At 73.1% G+C, this 17114-nt stretch carries 13 protein-coding genes; 7 read left to right on the forward strand and 6 right to left on the reverse strand.

What is annotated here, in order from left to right:
• Positions 1 to 11 precede the first annotated feature (11 nt).
• Entirely contained in the window at positions 12 to 1757 is a 1746-nt protein-coding gene (gene treZ / locus QQM72_RS32145) for a malto-oligosyltrehalose trehalohydrolase (RefSeq protein WP_314224347.1), read from the reverse strand.
• Positions 1758 to 1922: 165 nt separating this feature from the next.
• Between treZ and QQM72_RS32150 the strand changes: the two genes are divergently transcribed.
• The 3 genes from QQM72_RS32150 to QQM72_RS32160 all read left to right on the forward strand — a co-directional run bounded on the left by QQM72_RS32150 (position 1923) and on the right by QQM72_RS32160 (position 4704).
• Positions 1923 to 2474, forward strand: a complete 552-nt coding sequence (locus QQM72_RS32150) for a DUF1707 and FHA domain-containing protein (protein ID WP_314224348.1) — start codon at positions 1923 to 1925, stop codon at positions 2472 to 2474.
• A 449-nt stretch (positions 2475 to 2923) separates the two neighbouring features.
• Entirely contained in the window at positions 2924 to 4252 is a 1329-nt protein-coding gene (locus tag QQM72_RS32155) for a M14 family zinc carboxypeptidase (protein ID WP_314224349.1), read from the forward strand.
• Complete coding sequence (locus QQM72_RS32160; RefSeq protein ID WP_314224350.1) at positions 4249 to 4704, forward strand: subtilase-type protease inhibitor; 456 nt, start codon at positions 4249 to 4251, stop codon at positions 4702 to 4704. The genes QQM72_RS32155 and QQM72_RS32160 overlap by 4 nt, the downstream gene beginning before the upstream one ends.
• Before the next feature lie 136 nt (positions 4705 to 4840).
• On the opposite strand, the gene QQM72_RS32165 is transcribed toward QQM72_RS32160, so the two are convergent.
• From QQM72_RS32165 to glgX, 4 genes are all read right to left on the reverse strand, one after another.
• Positions 4841 to 6091 (reverse strand): M14 family zinc carboxypeptidase, encoded by a 1251-nt coding sequence (locus QQM72_RS32165; protein ID WP_314224351.1) that lies wholly within the window; start codon positions 6089 to 6091, stop codon positions 4841 to 4843.
• 132 nt (positions 6092 to 6223) lie between these two features.
• The gene (locus QQM72_RS40980) at positions 6224 to 6616 is read right to left on the reverse strand and encodes a hemerythrin domain-containing protein (protein WP_399079423.1); all 393 of its coding nucleotides are present in this window, start codon (positions 6614 to 6616) and stop codon (positions 6224 to 6226) included.
• A gap of 9 nt (positions 6617 to 6625) precedes the next feature.
• Entirely contained in the window at positions 6626 to 8977 is a 2352-nt protein-coding gene (treY, locus tag QQM72_RS32170) for a malto-oligosyltrehalose synthase (protein ID WP_314224352.1), read from the reverse strand.
• 244 nt (positions 8978 to 9221) lie between these two features.
• On the reverse strand, positions 9222 to 11330 hold the full coding sequence (gene glgX / locus QQM72_RS32175) for a glycogen debranching protein GlgX (RefSeq protein ID WP_314224353.1): 2109 nt from the start codon (positions 11328 to 11330) through the stop codon (positions 9222 to 9224).
• Positions 11331 to 11527: 197 nt separating this feature from the next.
• Between glgX and QQM72_RS32180 the strand changes: the two genes are divergently transcribed.
• The 4 genes from QQM72_RS32180 to QQM72_RS32195 all read left to right on the forward strand — a co-directional run bounded on the left by QQM72_RS32180 (position 11528) and on the right by QQM72_RS32195 (position 15940).
• Positions 11528 to 12346 carry a Tat pathway signal sequence domain protein gene (locus QQM72_RS32180; protein WP_314224354.1) on the forward strand — a complete coding sequence of 273 codons (819 nt, stop codon included), beginning with the start codon at positions 11528 to 11530 and terminating at the stop codon, positions 12344 to 12346.
• 76 nt (positions 12347 to 12422) lie between these two features.
• Entirely contained in the window at positions 12423 to 13769 is a 1347-nt protein-coding gene (locus QQM72_RS32185; RefSeq protein WP_314224355.1) for a copper amine oxidase, read from the forward strand.
• 71 nt (positions 13770 to 13840) lie between these two features.
• Positions 13841 to 15109 carry an SAV2148 family HEPN domain-containing protein gene (locus tag QQM72_RS32190; protein WP_314224427.1) on the forward strand — a complete coding sequence of 423 codons (1269 nt, stop codon included), beginning with the start codon at positions 13841 to 13843 and terminating at the stop codon, positions 15107 to 15109.
• Between the two features lie 108 nt (positions 15110 to 15217).
• Positions 15218 to 15940: a 3'-5' exonuclease gene (locus QQM72_RS32195; protein WP_314224356.1), complete on the forward strand. Its 723-nt coding sequence runs from the start codon at positions 15218 to 15220 to the stop codon at positions 15938 to 15940.
• 209 nt (positions 15941 to 16149) lie between these two features.
• Here the strand turns inward: QQM72_RS32195 and QQM72_RS32200 are convergent, their stop codons facing one another.
• On the reverse strand, positions 16150 to 17013 hold the full coding sequence (locus QQM72_RS32200; RefSeq protein ID WP_314224357.1) for a phosphotransferase enzyme family protein: 864 nt from the start codon (positions 17011 to 17013) through the stop codon (positions 16150 to 16152).
• Between the last annotated feature and the right edge of the window lie 101 nt (positions 17014 to 17114).

A 17114-nucleotide genomic window follows, 5' to 3' on the forward strand; every position in this document is an offset into this window, starting at 1 on the left:
CCGGGCCGCCCTCAGTCCTGCTCCAGCACCACGCACGACTCGCCGGGCACATGCAGCAGCCCGTCCCGGCCGGGCACGTCCACCGGATCCCAGGTGGCGAGGACGCGGGCCGGACGCGGGCCCAGGGGGATCGCGGCCGGCTCCTTGCCGAGGTTGACGGCCACCCGGACGTCACCGCGCCGGAACGCCAGCCAGCGGGCCTGCGCGTCGTAGGCGACCTTGATGTCGGCCAGATCCGGATCGGTGAGGTCCGCGGTCGCGTGCCGCAGTGCGATCAGCTCGCGGTACCAGGCCAGCACGCGCGCGTGGGGCTCGCGTTCCGGCTCGGACCAGTCCAGGCACGAGCGCTCGCGCGTCGCCGGGTCCTGCGGGTCGGGCACGTCCTCCTCGGCCCACCCGTGCGCCGCGAACTCCCGCCGCCTGCCCCGCCGTACGGCCTCGGCGAGCTCCGGGTCGGTGTGGTCGGTGAAGTACTGCCAGGGCGTGCCCGCCGCCCACTCCTCGCCCATGAAGAGCATCGGCGTGAAGGGCGCGGTCAACGTCAACGCGGCCGCGCAGGCCAGCAGGCCGGGGGAGAGGGACGCCGAGAGACGGTCGCCCTGGGCGCGGTTGCCGACCTGGTCGTGGGTCTGGCCGTACCCGAGGAGCCGGTGCGCGGGCAGGCGGGTGCGGTCCAGCGGGCGGCCGTGGTGCCGGCCACGGAAGCCCGAGTAGCTGCCGTCGTGGAAGAAGCCGCCGGTGAGGGTCTTGGCGAGCGCGTCGAACGGGGCGCGCGCGAAGTCGGCGTAGTAGCCCTGGGACTCGCCGGTGAGCGCGGTGTGCAGGGCATGGTGGAAGTCGTCGTTCCACTGCGCGTGCAGGCCCAGACCGCCGGCCGGGCGAGGTGTGATCAGCCGCGGGTCGTTCAGGTCGGACTCGGCGATCAGGAACAGCGGCCGGCCGGTCTCCGCCGCGAGGGCGTCCACCGCCGTCGACAGCTCCTCCAGGAAGTGGCACGCGCGCGTGTCCGCCAGCGCGTGCACCGCGTCCAGCCGCAGTCCGTCGAGCCGGTAGTCGCGCAGCCAGGCCAGCGCGCTGCCGACCAGATAGGCGCGCACCTCGTCCGAGCCGGGCGCGTCCAGGTTGATGGCGGCGCCCCACGGCGTGTGGTGCGTCTCGGTGAAGTACGGGCCGAACACGGGCAGGTAATTGCCGGACGGGCCGAGGTGGTTGTGCACCACGTCCAGGACGACGCCCAGACCGAGCGCGTGGGCCCGGTCGACGAACCGCTTCAGCCCCTCGGGACCGCCGTACGGCTCGTGCACCGCCCACGGCGACACCCCGTCGTAACCCCAGCCGTGCCGGCCGGGAAACGCGCACAACGGCATCAACTCGACGTGGGTGACACCGAGTTCGGCGAGGTGACCCAGGCGCTCCGCGGCCGCGTCCAGCGTGCCCTCGGGGGTGTACGTGCCCACGTGCAGCTCGTACAGGACCGCGCCCGGCAGCGGTCGGCCGGACCACTGCGTACGCCACTCGTGGCGAGCCTGGTCGACGACCGCGCTCAGCCCGTCCGGGCCGTCGGGCTGACGGCGCGAGCGGGGGTCCGGGCGGACGGGCCCGTCGTCCACCGCGAACCCGTACCGCGTGCCGTCCGCGGCCTCCGCCTCACCGGTCCACCACCCCGCCCGCTCCGGATCGCGCTCCAACGCGCGGGTGACGCCGTCGCACTGGAGCGTCACACGTTCGGCCTGCGGTGCCCACACCTCGAACTGCACGGACGGTTCCCCTTCGTCTGCTCACCGTGATGTAGCCCGTCGCCTCCATCGTGCTCCACCCGAGATCAATCCGCTTTTGGAACACTCCCATTGGCGGCATGCGGGCGGGCCGGGCGTTTTCGCGTCTTCTGGACACCCGGGGCCCGCTGACCGAGAATCAGCACCGTGACGTCGTCTTTCGAGTTCAACACGTACCCCGCGCGGTTGTCGGACGCGGAGCGCGACCGGGCGCTGAAGGTGCTGCGTGACGGCGCCGCCATGGGGCGACTGTCGCACGACACGTTCATCCGGCGCATGGAACTGGCTCTCGTCGCCCGCCGCTCCGACGAGCTCGCCGTCCTCACCGCCGACCTGCCCCGGGAGAGCCGCCTCTCGCGGGCCGTCTTCGGCACCGTGGAGGCGGTCTCCGGCTTCTCGGTCCGGCTGCGCAGGGCCTGGCAGGCGGAGCGGCTGCCCAAGCTGCTGCTGCCGCACCCCGGCACCGAGAGCGCGCTGCGCATCGGCCGCGACCCCGCGAGCGGTCTCAGGCTGACCCACGAGAGCGTTTCGCGGGTGCACGCCGAACTCAGCCGCCAAAGCGGGATGTGGGTGCTGCGCGACCTCGGCTCCACCAACGGCACCACCGTCAACGGGCGACGTGTCATCGGCGCGGCCGTGGTCCGCGAGGGCGACCAGGTCGCCTTCGGCCGCATGGCGTTCCGCCTCTCGGTGAACTGACCCACAGAACCGACCCGCCGACCGAACCGACCCGCCGACCGGTCTGCCCCGCCGACCGGTCTGCCCCGCCCGCGGGCCGGACCGACCCCGGACCGGCGCGCTGCCGCACCGGCTCGGCCCGCCGTGCCGGTGCATCGGCCCGGCCCGCCGGCCTCCGGACACGTGGGCCGCCCGCCGACCGAACCGGACCGCCACCGCCCCATCCGGGCGCCGTCGGCCCGTCGGCCCGTCGGCCCGGATGCGACCCGTCGAACCATGGCGTCCCGGCGTGCCGACAGGACCCCCAGGCCCGCCCGAGTCGCCACGGTCCGCTCAAGTCCCCACGCGCACCGCGGTGTTGACGTACCCCCGGCCCATGACTCACTGTGCGTACACCAGACACACCAGGTGAACCGACGGCGCCGCCCTGTGGGAGGTGTGCCCTGCCGCCCCTCCACCGCTACCCGACCGTGGACGAACTCGCGGCCCGTGCGGCCGCGCTCGCCGTCCGTGGTTCCGGGGACGTCCGGCTGCGCCGCGTCGGGGTCTCGCGCGCGGGCTCGCCGCTGTGGCTGCTCTCCGTCGGCCAAGGCGCCCGCCAGGTCCTCGTCGTCGCCGGACCGCACGCCAACGAGCCCGTCGGCGGCGCCACCGTCCTGCGGCTGGCCGAACGCCTCCTCGCCGACCCGCGGCTCACCGTCGGCGCCGACGCCACCTGGAACCTGCTGCTCTGCCTCGACCCCGACGGCCTGCGCCGCAACGAGGGCTGGCTGACCGGCCCCTACAGCCTCGGCCGCTACTTCCGCAACTTCTTCCGGCCCGGCTTCCTCGAACAGCCCGAGTGGCTGCCCGACGGCGCGGCCGCCGCCGCGCTGCCGGAGACCCGTGCGCTGCTCCGGCTCCAGGACGAACTGAGACCCTTCTTCCAGTGCTCGCTGCACGGCGTCGACGTCGGCGGCGCCTTCGTGGAACTCACCCGCGACCTGCCCGGACTCTCCCGGCGGGTCGCCCACGCCGCCGCCCGGCTCGGCATCCCCCGCGAACTCGGGCCCTACGACACCCTGTACTGGCCGCGCCTGGCACCCGCCGTCTACCGGATCCCGCCACCGCGCCCGCGTGACCTGGCCGCCGCCATCACCGAGGCCGCCGTCGAGTCGACCTGGTACCACCCGCACCGGCACGGCACGGTCACCGCGGTCGTCGAGGCGCCCATGTGGGGCGTCGCCGCCGTCGAGGACGGCTCCCCGCCCGCCGACCGGGACGCGGTACTGCGGACGGTGAGCTCCTCCCTGCGCCATGACGCACAGTTGCTGGAACGTATCCTCGCGCGGGTGCGGCCCCACCTCGCCGGCACCCCCGACGCGGCCCGGCTGCTCGCCCCGGTCGACGACCATCTACTGGTCTGCCCCGGTCTCGCGGACGCCTGGGACCCCGCCACCGCCGACTCCGCCCGTCCGCTGCCGACGCTCAGCACCGCCCATCTGACCGCCCTGCGCATCGCGGGCCGCCGGATCGCCGTCCGGACGGCGGGCCTGCTGCACCAGCTCGTCACCGGGGCCGGGAGGGACCCCGCCGGCGCGCTGCCGGTGCTGGACGCACTCATCGACGCGTGGTGCGCCGGCTACCAGCAGGAGTGCGGGGCGCGCTGGATACCCGTGGCGCGCCAGGCGGAGTACCAGGCACGGGTCGTGTTCGCCGCGTTCGAGCTGGCCGGACGGGACGCCGCCGAGCCCGCCCGTGCCCGTTCGGGTGAGTCGGACTGGGGTGCGCGGCCGGCCGTGCCGATGCATCGGGAATGACGTACTTCCTCACCTGTCTCAGGTCGGCGAAAGCCGTCCGACGCACGCTCCCGGCCGCGGCCGCCCTCCTGCTCGCCGTCGGCGCCGCCCCGGCCCTCGCGGCCTCCCACGACACCCTGCCCGGCAACTGGCTCCAGCTCACCGTCACCCACGGCGACTCCCGCTCCAGCGACACCCGAGGCACCCTGCTGCTGTGCGACCCGCCCCAGGGTCACTCCCGTGCCGCGGAGGCCTGCGACGTCCTGGCGCGGGCCGACGGCGACGTCGACGCCCTCACCGCGGACGGCGGCCGCATCTGCCCGCTCATGTACGCGCCGGTGACGGTCCGCGCGCAGGGGCAGTGGAACGGGCGCCCGGTCGACTACGAGCGCACCTTCGGCAACGACTGCGAGCGGGAGGCGCTGACGGGGGCGGTGTTCGCCCTGGACGACCAGGAGGTGCCCGAGGTCTGACGCGGCCCGGACGGCCGCGGGCACACGCGCGTGCCCGCGGCCACCGTCCCGTCCGTCGTCCCGTCCGTCGTCCCGTCCGTGCCGCCCGCCGGGCTGCTCGGCACGGCGCCTTGCGCGGAGCCGGTCTTCCCGCCCGTCATGCCGCCCGTTCGCGCGCGTGCAGGGCCGCCGCGACGACCGTGCGGGACTGGTGCTCGACCTGGTGCTCCAGGGGCACCCAGCGGGCACGGAAGCGACAGGCGAAGGCGTCGCTCCAGGTCTCGACGAGCTGTTCCAGACGCGGGGCGGCGTGGTCGTCGCTCTCCTGGAGGACCCGCCACAGCATCGCGGCCGCTCGCAGGGGCAGCCGGCGGGCGAAGGCGTCCACGCTGCCGACGTACGCCATCGTCGTGTCGGCGGGCGGGGTGTCCGTCCAGTCCGCAGCCAGCCCGGGCACCAGCTCCAGCGCCCACTTCGCCGCCCGCAGCAGGGGCCCGTCGACGCCCTCCAGACGCGGCAGCGCCTCGACGAGCACCCGCTCCACCTCCGTGGTGTCCCGCAGCAGCCGCCGCGCCAGCCGCCGTATCGCCGCGGCCGGGGCGGGATGCGGGGCGGGGTCGTCCACCATGTCGCTCGCCCACATCGGCACCTCCACCACCGCGGTCAGACCGCCGTAGCGATGGGCGTGGTACCAGGTGCTGTGCCGTGCGTCGTCCGGCATGCTCGGGTACGCCGCCTCCGTGCCGGCGGCCGGCATCACGTGCACGCCGGGACCGGACGCGGGCCAGCCCGCCGCGTCGGACGCGCCCGTCTCCACCGGGATGTGCAACCGGGCCGCGGACTTGACGAACGGCTCGGCGAGACCCGGGATGTCCTTGGTCAGCTGCACCCAGCTGCCGCCCAGATCGGTGCCGTGCAGTGTCACCTGCAGGTAGGGCCGCAACTCGTCGATGACCCGGGTCAGCGCACGCGTCTCGGGAGGCAGCCGGTCCGGCGGCAGCACGGCGGGGGACCACTCCGGCTGCTCCGGACCGGCGGGCCGGAAGAAGCCGAGGTGGTACTCCAGCAGGCTGCGTGGCGCCGGGGTCACATGCAGGCTCGCCCCGTCGGGGTCCGCGCACAGCAGGAAGTGCCAGGACGTTCCGTCCCGCAGCTCCCGTTCCTGTACGACCCGTTCGGCGAGCGCCAGCAGTGTCGAGCCCCCGGTCGGCTCGTTGGCGTGGGCGCCCGCGACGACGAGCACGGCCCGTCGGGCGTGTCCCACGGACAGCAGGTGCAGGGGTCGGCCCGCACGGGAGACCCCCACCTGCCGCAGCACGCACATGCCGGGCTGGAACGCGGCCAACGCCCGGACGGAAAAAGTCAGTTCGGTCACAGTGGGGTAGCGCAGCTCCGGCAGGAGACTCACCCCCGTATTGGTCCGCCCGGCCTTCGCATCCGCAGTACCCCATGGTCTCTGAGAACTGTCAAGAACGCCTGGGGGGAGGCTCCAGGGGGCGCTCGGATGCGCGCTCCGGCGGAGGGGACGACCGTCCGGCTTTCACTCCTCGTGCTCCCTCCCGCCTCCGGCCGGCCGGGCGGGCGGGGCCGGCGGCCGGGGACCTCGGCGAGCAGGGAGGCCGTCGTCTCCTCCTCCAAGTCGAGGTGAGCGCTCAACTACCCTTTCACAGCGTTCAGTTCGGTACGAAAGCGCTCGGGGTCGGCGATCGCGACACCCGTCGGCAGGGTCACCGGTTCGTCCTGGATGCGCGCGATTCGTGCGGTGTTGCTCGGTGAGCCGGGCGAAGGCGCCGGCCAGGTCGGGACGGTGGCGGGCCATCGTGGGGAACACGTGCGCGTCCTCGCTGACGTGGTGGACCCGCAGCGCCTGACAGAACGCCAGGCAGACTGTCGACGCCGAGGAACACCACCGGAGAACAACGCCGCAGAGCACGCCGCGGCCTCACCGAGCCCGCTCCAGCAGCGCCACCGGCAGCCGCTCGAACAGTTCCGCCACGCGCGCGTGGCCCGTGAACTCCCGCTCGGGAGCCAGGACGTCGACCCATGTCCCCGGGGGCAGCGCCAGCCGGGTCTCGCGCCAGCCGCCCGCCTCCGCCAGCCGCAGCGACAGCCGCGTCACGGCCGTGACGACCCGGCCGGAGCGCGCGAACGCCAGACAGTGCGCCGCGGCCGCTCCTTCGGCGGGCAACGGCTCGTACCCCGCGGCGTCCCCGAACACCTCCGGCCGCCGCCGGCGCAGCCGCAGCGCCGCCGCGGTCACCGTGTCCTTGGCGCCGGGATCCTCCGGCGGGAAGCGCACCGGGCGCCGGTTGTCCGGGTCCACCAGCGCCCGGTACTCGCTCTCCGTGCCCTGGTAGACGTCCGGCACCCCGGGCATCGTGAGATGCACCAGTGCCGTACCGAGCACGTTCGCACGGATGTACGGCTCCAGCGCGCCGCGCAGCGCGGCCACCCGCTCACCCGGCGCCCCGCACGGCCCCGCCGCCACGAACGCGGCCACCGCCTCCTCGTAGGCCGGCTCCTGCTCGGTCCAGCTGGTGTACAGGCCCGCCTCGCGCGCGTGCTTGAGCAGCGCCTCCTGGACGCGCTCCGGGGCCGCCGGGCCGAGTCCGAAGACCGTCTGCCAGGCCGCCCACGCCAGCTGTCGGTCCGGTACGCCCTCCACCGCGCGGGTGACCTCCTCCAGGACGTCCGCCCAGCGTGCCGGGCACTCGGTCAGCACGGCGAGCGCGGCGCGCACGTCGGCGCTGCGCTTGGTGTCGTGTGTCGACACGACCGTCCCGGTGGCCGGCCAGTCGCGCTGCACGCGCGCGCAATAGGCGTGGAAACCGGCCGGGGACACCCCCGGGGAGCCCGGGTCGCCGCCCACCTCGTTCGCCGCCGACAGGGGCACGTACCGGTAGAACGCCGTGTCCTCCACCGACTTGGCGCGCAGCGCCGACGCCGTCTGGGCGAACCGTGCCCGGAAGTCCGCTCCGGCCGGCCCCTCCCCGCCGAGCACCAGTTTCCGCACCACGTCGACGGCGCCGGCCTCCTCCGGCACGACGAACGCCTGCCGCGCCTCGGCCGCCGCCTCCTCGGTCACGACGGCGGCCGGGTCGCCCGAGGTGTACGGCCGGTACACCTCCAGGCGCACGAGCAGTTCCTCCAGCGCCGTCCGCAGCGCCCAGGGAGCCCGGTCGCGCAGCGCGGGGTCGTCCGACACGGCGCACACCCGGGACGCCGCCCGCGTCAGCCGTTCCGTCTCGGCCGCCAGCTCGTGCGTGAGCACCTTGTACGCCGCCCGGCGCACCGTCGCCGCCCAGTCGCCGCCCCGGTCCGTCTGCGGGGCCGCGAAGCGCCGGTAGCGGTCCAGCAGCTCCCCGGCCCCCCGGGGGTCCGTGAAGAGGCCGTCGACGTGGCGCAGGGCGTCGTAGCCGGTGGTGCCGGCCACGGGCCAGGAGCGCGGCAGCCGCTCCCCGTCGGCCAGGATCTTCTCGACGACCGTCCAGCGGCCGCCGCTCGCCGTGTGCAGCCGCTCCAGGTAGGCGTCGGGGTCGGCGAGGCCGTCGGGGTGGTCCACGCGCAGCCCGTCGACGACGCCCTCGTGCAGCAGCCGCAGGATCGTGCCGTGGGTGGCCTCGAACACCTCCGGGTCCTCCACCCGCACCCCGATGAGCTCGGAGATGCTGAAGAAGCGCCGGTAGTTCAGTTCGGTGCGGGCCAGCCGCCACCACACCGGCCGGTACCACTGGGCGTCCAGCAGCCGGGGCAGCGGCAGCCCCTCGGTGCCCTCGCGCAGCGGGAGGACGTGGTCGTGGTAGCGCAGGACGTCGCCGTCCACCCGCAGGTGTGCCAGCTCCGTGCCGACGGGGCCGCCGAGCACCGGGACCAGCACCTGGCCGCCCTGCGCCTCCCAGTCGATGTCGAACCAGCGCGCGTACGCGGACTTCGGCCCCTCGCGCAGCACCTCCCACAGGGCGTGGTTGTGACGCGGGGCCATCGCCATGTGGTTCGGCACGATGTCCACCACCAGCCCGAGCCCGTGCTCCCGCGCGGTGCCGGCCAGCGCCCGCAGCCCCTCCTCCCCGCCGAGCTCCGCACGCACGCGCGTGGGGTCCACGACGTCGTAGCCGTGCGGGGATCCCGGTACGGCCTCCAGGACGGGGGACAGGTGCAGATGCGAGACGCCGAGCGAGGCCAGGTACGGCACGGCCGCCGCCGCCGCCTCGAACGGGAACTCGGGCTGGAGCTGCAACCGGTAGGTCGCCGTGGGCGGCACGGGAACGGAGGCGTCACGTCGCTCAGGGGTCATGACCACCTACGTACCCGTCCCGCCGCCTTTCGTGTCACATCCCCTTTCCCGGCGGGTCGCTCCCGTGCCCCACGGATCGGCTGGGGCGTTTCTTCTGGATCGGGTCGGATCAGGCCGCGGTGTCCGGTGCGGTGCATCGCAAGGCGGAGCACGACCCGCGTACCGGGTGTACGCGGGTCGTGCGACAACGCCGCGAGGTGCCGTGCCGGGCGCCGCGGACCCGGGCCGATCCAAAAGAAGCGCCCTAGGTCGGCCGCTGGAGCACCGTCATGCTCCGGTCGGCCAGCGTCAGCCGGGCCCCGGCCTGCACCTTCGGGCCCGCGCCCGGCGCCGGCGCCTCCGGGTTCCCGGTGTCCACGACCACCTGCCACTGCCGCCCGTGGTCGACCGGCACCACGAACTCCATCGGCCTGGCGGAGGCGTTGAACATCAGCAGGAAGGAGTCGTCGGTGATCCGTTCGCCGCGCGCGCCCGGCTCGGAGATCGCGTTGCCGTTGAGGAACACCGACAGCGCGGACGCCTGTGCCCGGTCCCAGTCCCGGGGCGCCATCTCCTTGCCCTCGGGAGTGAACCAGGCGATGTCCGACAGCTCGTCGTGTGTGCCCTCCACCGGCCGGCCGTGGAAGAAGCGGCGCCGTCGGAAGACGGGATGCTCCTTGCGCAGCCGCACCAGCGCGCGCGTGAAGTCCAGCAGCTCGCTGCCCTCCTCGGGCCACTGGACCCAGGCCAGCTCGCTGTCCTGGCAGTAGGCGTTGTTGTTGCCCTTCTGGGTGCGCCCGAACTCGTCCCCGTGGCTGATCATGGGCACGCCCTGGGACAGCATCAGCGTGGCGAGGAAGTTGCGCATCTGCCGGGCCCGCAGGTCCAGGACCCCGGGATCCTCGGTCGCGCCCTCCGCGCCGCAGTTCCAGGAGCGGTTGTGGCTCTCGCCGTCCCGGTTGTCCTCCCCGTTGGCCTGGTTGTGCTTGTTGTTGTAGGACACCAGGTCGTGCAGGGTGAACCCGTCGTGGCAGGTCACGAAGTTGATGGAGGCCAGCGGGCGCCGGCCGTCGTCCTGGTAGAGGTCGGAGGAGCCGGTCAGCCGGGAGGCGAACTCGCCGACCGCGCGTGGCTCGCCCCGCCACACGTCCCGCACGGTGTCGCGGTACTTGCCGTTCCACTCGGTCCACAGCGGGGGGAAGTTCCCCACCTGGTAGCCGCCCTCGCCCACGTCCCACGGTTCCGCGATCAGCTTCACCTGGGACACCACGGGATCCTGCTGCACCAGGTCGAAGAACGACGACAGCCGGTCCACCTCGTGGAACTGACGGGCCAGCGTCGCCGCGAGGTCGAAACGGAACCCGTCGACGTGCATCTCCAGCACCCAGTACCGCAACGAGTCCATGATCATCTGAAGGACGTGCGGGGACCGCATGAGCAGGGAGTTACCGGTGCCCGTGGTGTCCATGTAGTAGCGGGGGTCATCCGTCAGCCGGTAGTACGACTGGTTGTCGATGCCCCGGAAGGACAGCGTCGGGCCCAGGTGGTTGCCCTCGGCGGTGTGGTTGTAGACCACGTCGAGGATGACCTCGATCCCCGCCTCGTGCAGCGCCCGCACCGCCGACTTGAACTCCAGGACCTGCTGACCGCGGTCGCCCCAGGAGGCGTACGCGTTGTGCGGGGCGAAGAAACCGATCGTGTTGTAGCCCCAGTAGTTGTTCAGGCCCATGTCGACCAGCCGGTGGTCGTTGACGAACTGGTGCACCGGCATCAGCTCCAGGGCCGTCACCCCGAGCTCCGTCAGATGCTCGATGATCGCCGGGTGCGCGAGGGCCGCGTAGGTCCCGCGCAGCTCCTCCGGCAGCCCCGGATGGCGCATCGTCAGGCCCTTCACATGGGCCTCGTAGATCACCGTGTGGTGGTACTCGGTACGCGGCCTGCGGTCGTCGCCCCAGTCGAAGTAGGGGTTGACCACGACCGACGTCATGGTGTGGGGCGCGGAGTCGAGGTCGTTGCGCCGCTCGGGGGCGTCGAAGTGGTAGCCGTACACCTCCTCGCCCCACCGGACCGAACCGCTGATCGCCTTCGCGTACGGGTCGAGCAGCAGCTTCGCCGAGTTGCAGCGCTGCCCGCGCGCGGGTTCGTAGGGGCCGTGCATCCGGAAGCCGTACCGCTGTCCGGGCATGACCCCCGGCAGGTACGCGTGCCGGACGAACGCGTCGCTCTCGCGCAGTTCCACCGCCGTCTCCGAGCCGTCGTCGTGCAGCAGACACAGCTCTACTCGGTCCGCGGCCTCCGTGAAGACCGCGAAGTTCGTGCCGGCGCCGTCGTACGTGGCACCGAGGGGATACGCCTCTCCAGGCCAGACCTGCATGGACACGACTCTTTCAGGTGTCTCGCCCCGTCGGGGGCGCCTTGAGGACGAGTCTCCAGGAAAGTGAGGGAACCACCTGTGACTTACGCCCCTCTTACCGAACGACCAGTGCACAGGACGACAGGTGACACACGTCCTGTGCCGAACCAGTGGGGCAGAAACGTACTCCCGGGCAACAGGGGGAGTAGGGGGAATTTGTGCGCACGACAGTGCGCCGCCACCTGGGCAAGGTGGTGGCGGGTACGGCCATCGCGGTGGCCGCGACGGCCGTGATGGTGGGGATCACCCTGCCGGGTACGGCGGGGGCGGACGACACAGGAGGCGGCAAGGACGGCCAGAGCACCCGGCAGGCGGCCGGACAGCAGCGGGGCGACACGGCGGCGGTACAGCCCGGTGTCGTCGAGCAGGCGCCCGCCGAGGGCACGAAGGGCGAGGGCCGAGACCCGCTCACCGACGACGAGATCACGCGGGTCGAGAAGATCGCGCTCAGCCGGCAGCAGTTCAACGCGAGCGAGGACGTGGACGGCGACCGCGGCCCGCAGCGCCTCGGCGTGGACCTCGCCGAGCCCGCGGCCGACGAGGTGGACGACCCCGAAGCGCCCCGGCGCGCGGTGGTGTCGTTCTACGACTACAAGGACGACGCGCTCGTCACCAAGACCGTCAACCTCGACACCGGCAAGGTCGAGGGCACCGGCACCCAGCACGGCGTCCAGCCGCCGCTCAGTGCCGCCGAGCAGACCGAGGCCGCGAGCCTGCTGATCGCCGACCCGCTCGGCGCGGGCCTGAAGGCCGACTTCAAGGACGCCACCGGCAAGCAGCTCACCTCCCCGGACCAGCTGCAGCTCGCGTCCATGATCTACCGCGCGGTGCCGGGCGCCGAGCCCGCCGTCCTCGACAAGTGCGGGGAACACCGCTGCGTCCGGCTGCTGCCGAAGGTCAGGAACGGTCCGTGGATCGACGCCCGGTCCCTGGTGATCGACCTCAGCACCCGCAAGGTCGCCCGGCTCACCGGCTGAATCCGTAGCAGGCCCACCTCCACGTCCGTTTTCCGACCTGCTTCCCGGAGCGGGAGGCAAAGGGAGTCATGTCCTCATGCGTGTTCCGAATCTGATCGGCGGCCTCCGGCCGCAGGGCGCCGGCCGTGCCCGCAGGGGCGCGGCCGTCGGCCTCTGCGTGGCCGCGCTGGCCGCCGGCGCGGCCGCCGGAGCCGGTCCGGCCGCCGCCCAGCCCAAAGCGGCACCCGCGGCGGCCGCCGACTGCAGCGCCGCCTACCGCATCGAACAGAAGCTCGCCACCGGCACGACCTGGCGCATGTGCTGGCGCTTCGAGGCCAAGTCCGGCCTGGTGCTGGAGAAGGTCTCCTACCAGCCGCCCGGCGAGGCCAAGCCGATCAGGGTCCTCAACAGCGCCAAGATCGCCCAGATCCACGTGCCGTACGACGACGGCAAGAACGAGTACAACGACATCACCGACTACAACTTCGGCTCGGGCCTGGTCAACATGACGCCCGCCGAGTGCCCCGGCGGCACCATCAGGACGGTCAAGGTCCCGGAGTCCTTCTCCGACAACCCGAACGTCAAGGGCCTGTGCACCACGACCCGTTCGCGCGGCCACGCCTACCGCATGCAGGCCGACACGGGCAACAAGGTCTACCAGGCCCAGGGCAAGGACCTGATGGTCTACACCGTCAACAAGGTCGGCTGGTACGAGTACATCACCGAGTGGCGCTTCTCCGACGACGGCGCCGTCAACATGAACGTCGGCGCCACCGGCAGCCTCTCGCCCTTCGACTACGACGCCGGGGACGGCCGCGGCTGGCCGATAGGCAAGGGCGCCAAGTCCTACGCCACCAGCCACAGCCACAACGTCTTCTGGCGGCTCGACTTCGGCCTCGACGGCTCCTCGGCCACCAAGGTCGAGCAGTACGACTCGGTGGTCAGCCCGCCCGCGGGCGGACAGCAGGGCCCGACCGCCAAGACCACCCGCACGGCCGTCACCAAGGAACTCGCCGGCGACGCCCAGAACATGCGCTGGTGGCGGGTGGTCAGCGCGACCGGCAAGAACAAGGACGGCCACGCCCGCTCCTACGAGCTCGTCCCCGGCGCCACCACCAAGTACTCCGGGCGCAAGTTCACCCAGCACGACGTCTACTTCACGCAGTACAACCAGTGCGAGCAGTACGCCAGCAACAACGTCCGCGACTGCGGCAGCCCCCTGCACGGCACCTCCGTCGACAAGTGGGTGAACGGACAGACCCTCACCCACCCCGTGACCTGGGTGAACGTGGGCTTCCACCACATCGCCCGGGACGAGGACCAGCAGCCCATGCCGGTCCACTGGCAGGGCTTCTCGCTCGTCCCCAGGGATGTCACCGCTATGAATCCGCTCACTCCGTCCGCGCTGGCGGGACAGAACGGACAGTCGAACAGCGGTAGTTGAGAAACGACCTGTCCATCCGGCTGCACCGCCCGCCGCTCCCGGAGTACCCTTCCTTGATCGTTGGGACGGGGATGCTCGGGGGAGCGGAAGGCGGTGCGCGGGTGGGCTCGGGAGGGCTGGAGCTGCCCTCTGGTGACGAGGGTCACCAGGGGGGCTCCGCAGACGTCCCGCCCGGCACGGTGTCCCTGGCCCGGCCGATGGAGACGAACGCCATCGGACCGGAGCTGGACTGGGACGCCGAAGCCTGGCGCGAGGTACGCACCCGCGCGCAGCGGGCCGGCCGGGCCTACATCTGGCTGAACCTCGTCGAACAGCGGCTGCGCGCCGTCGTGGCCGCCGTGCTGCGGCCCATCTACGAACCCGTCCACGGCGACGAGTGGGTGGTCGCCGCGGCCGGACCCGCCGGTCAGGAGTGGGTGCAGCGCGCGGTCGCCGTACGCGAAGTCAGCCGCCGCAAGGGCTACTTGCTGGACCCGGCCGACGACAACGTCATCTCCTTCCTCACCCTGCCGCAGCTGCGCGAGCTGATGGTGCAGCACTGGCCGTGCTTCGAGCCGTACTTCGACGACCGCCGGGACGTCGAACTCGCCCTGGACGAGCTGGAGGTGACCCGCAACGTCGTCTCCCGCAACCGGGCCCTGTCCGAGGCCGTCCTCGGTCAGGCCGAGCGGGCCTCCGCGCGCCTGCTGGAGATGCTCGGCACCAGCGGCGACGTGCCCTCCGCGCGCCGACTGCGCGTCGACGCCGTCGAGGACCTCGTCGGCGACCGGTACGCGGACGTGGTCGCCGTCCACTCCGACCGGGTGCGGCTGCTGCGCCGGTTCCCCGCCGAGGACATCTTCGACGGCGCCCGCCGCCTCGACGCCATCGGCATCGGCCTCAACCTGCTCGTGCAGAACTTCTCCGGCCGCCGCCTGGTGCGCCTCGCCGAGGCCGGCGCCCGCGTCCGGCTGCTCTTCCTCAACCCGGCCTCCAGCGCGGTCAAGCGCCGCGAGCGCGAACTCGGGATGAAACGGGGCGAACTGAGCCGCGCGGTGGAGATGAACATCCTGCACATGCGCCGGGTCCGCGCCCGGCTGCGCGACCCGGGCGCCTTCCAGATCCAGGTGTACGACGAGACGCCCCGCTTCACCGCCTACCTGGTCGACGGCGACGGCACCGACGGCGTCGCGGTGATCCAGTCCTATCTGCGGCGGATGCGCGGCATGGAGGCGCCGGTGCTGGTGCTGCGCAACGGCAACCGGGTGGTCAAGCCGGGCGAGACGGATGACGGCGGACTTTTCTCCGCATACCGCGAGGAGTTCGAACTGGCCTGGGCGGACTCACGGCCGGTGTCCTGAATTATCCGTTTGGGCGTGGGTGCAAGCGGAACGCGATCCTCTGATTGTCAGTGGTGCATGCGAGGGTGGAGACCACTGGGGGAAGCACCACCAAGAAGGGGGGCCACCATGGCCTGGTACCGGGAGCTGCTTGTCGGCTTCGACCTGGAGACGACCGGGACGGACCCGCGCGAGGCGCGCATCGTCACGGCAGCCGTGATCGAGGTCAGGGACGGGCAGGTCCTGGGACACCGCGAGTGGCTGGCGGACCCGGGCGTGGAGATCCCGGCGGACGCCGTCGCGGTGCACGGGATCAGCAACGAGCGGGCCACCGGCGAAGGCGCCCCCGCCGACCGGGTCGCGGACGCGATAGCCGACGTCCTCGCGGGCTACTGGCGCACCGGCGTCCCGGTCGTCGCCTACAACGCCGCCTTCGACCTGACCCTGCTCTCCGCCGAACTGCGACGCCACGGCCTGCCCTCGCTGCGCGACCGCCTGGGCGGCCTGGACCCGGCGCCGGTCGTCGACCCGTACACCATCGACCGCTCGGTCGACCGCTACCGGCGCGGCAAGCGCAACCTCGAGGCGGTCTGCGCCGAGTACGGCGTCCTCCTCGACTCCGCGCACGACGCCTCGGCCGACGCCCTCGCGGCGGCCCGCCTCGCCGGCGCGATAGCCGGCCGCCACCCCAAGGTCGCGGCCCTCGGCCCGGCGGAGCTGCACCGCCGCCAGATCGAGTGGTACGCCGAGTGGGCGGCGGACTTCCAGAGCTTCCTGCGCCGCAAGGGGGACGCGGACGCGGTGATCGACGGCGCCTGGCCGGTGCGGGAGCCGGCGGAGAAGACCGTCTGACGCTCCCGTGACCCGCCCCGACCGCCTTCACCGGCCGTCGGACCGGGACCTCTGCGGGGACCCGTCGGACCGGGACCTCTACGGGGACCCGTCGGACAGGGAAACGTCTGACCCGTCGGACGCGGACCTCTACGGGGACCCGTCGGACCGGGGGCTGTCGGCGTCCTTGCCGAGCCGGGCGGCGGCCCGCCACGCCCGCAGCGCCCGGATCAGAACGGATACCACCGCACCGCCTCGTCCCCGTCCCGCAGCGACGCCACCCGGCGCCGGAACTCCGCCAGCGCCTTGGGGTCGGCGGGCGCGTGCTGGGCGACCCAGGCGCAGCTCGCGGTCTCGCGGGCGCCCCGCAGGACCGTGCAGCCCGCCCACTCCCGTACGTCCCAGCCGTAGGCCTCGGTGAAGGTGTCGTAGGCCTCGGCGGGCAGCCCGTACCGGTCGCGGGAGAGCGCCATGACCACCAGGTCGTGCTCGCGCAGATCGGCCGAGACGGTCTCCAGGTCGACCAGGACCGGGCCGTCGGGCCCGATGTGCACATTGCGCGGCAGCGCGTCGCCGTGGATCGGGCCGGGCGGCAGGTGCGGGGTGAGCGCGGCGGCGGCCGTGGCGAAGCCGTCCCGGCGCTCGCGCAGATACGCCGCGTCCGCCGGGTCGATCGCGTCGCCCGCGAGCCGCAGCCAGCGCTCGACCCCCGACAGCAGATCACGCGCGGGCAGGCCGAAACCCGGGGTGGGCAGGGCGTGCACCAGACGCAGGAGTTCGGCCAGATCCCGTGGCTCGGCGGGACGCACGGGATCGGGCAGCCGGTGCCACAGGGTCACCGGATGCCCCTCGACGAGCAGCGGCTCCGGCTCGGCGGCCCGCACCGCCGGGACGCCCGCCCCGGCCAGCCAGGCGGCGACCTCCAGCTCGCGCCGGGCCCGGTCGAGGAGTTCGGCGTCACGGCCCACCTTCACCACCAGGTCACCGGCGGCGAACACCGCGTTCTCGCCCAGGGCGAGGAGCCGCGCGTGCGCCACCGGGCCCGGCAGTACGCCCGCCGCGCCGAGTACGTCCCGCGCCCGTGCCTCGTCCATCGTCCGCCCTCCGTGTGGTGCCCCGCCCGGCCCTGCCGGACGGCGTCGCGATCCGGCCATCCGACGGCCAGTGTCGCATTCGCACAGACCGGGGCCGTGGC

Origin of the sequence: Streptomyces zaehneri (assembly GCF_032248645.1) — a bacterium.
Lineage (GTDB): Bacteria > Actinomycetota > Actinomycetes > Streptomycetales > Streptomycetaceae > Streptomyces > Streptomyces coriariae.

Excerpts from the sequence above, each read along its gene's own strand:
- QQM72_RS32195 (WP_314224356.1), top strand. The coding sequence starts at position 15,218 with ATGGCCTGGTACCGGGAGCTGCTTGTCGGCTTCGACCTGGAGACGACC.
- QQM72_RS32200 (WP_314224357.1), bottom strand. The coding sequence starts at position 17,013 with ATGGACGAGGCACGGGCGCGGGACGTACTCGGCGCGGCGGGCGTACTG.
- glgX (WP_314224353.1), bottom strand. The coding sequence starts at position 11,330 with ATGCAGGTCTGGCCTGGAGAGGCGTATCCCCTCGGTGCCACGTACGAC.
- treY (WP_314224352.1), bottom strand. The coding sequence starts at position 8,977 with ATGACCCCTGAGCGACGTGACGCCTCCGTTCCCGTGCCGCCCACGGCG.
- QQM72_RS32160 (WP_314224350.1), top strand. The coding sequence starts at position 4,249 with ATGACGTACTTCCTCACCTGTCTCAGGTCGGCGAAAGCCGTCCGACGC.
- QQM72_RS32190 (WP_314224427.1), top strand. The coding sequence starts at position 13,841 with ATGCTCGGGGGAGCGGAAGGCGGTGCGCGGGTGGGCTCGGGAGGGCTG.
- QQM72_RS32185 (WP_314224355.1), top strand. The coding sequence starts at position 12,423 with ATGCGTGTTCCGAATCTGATCGGCGGCCTCCGGCCGCAGGGCGCCGGC.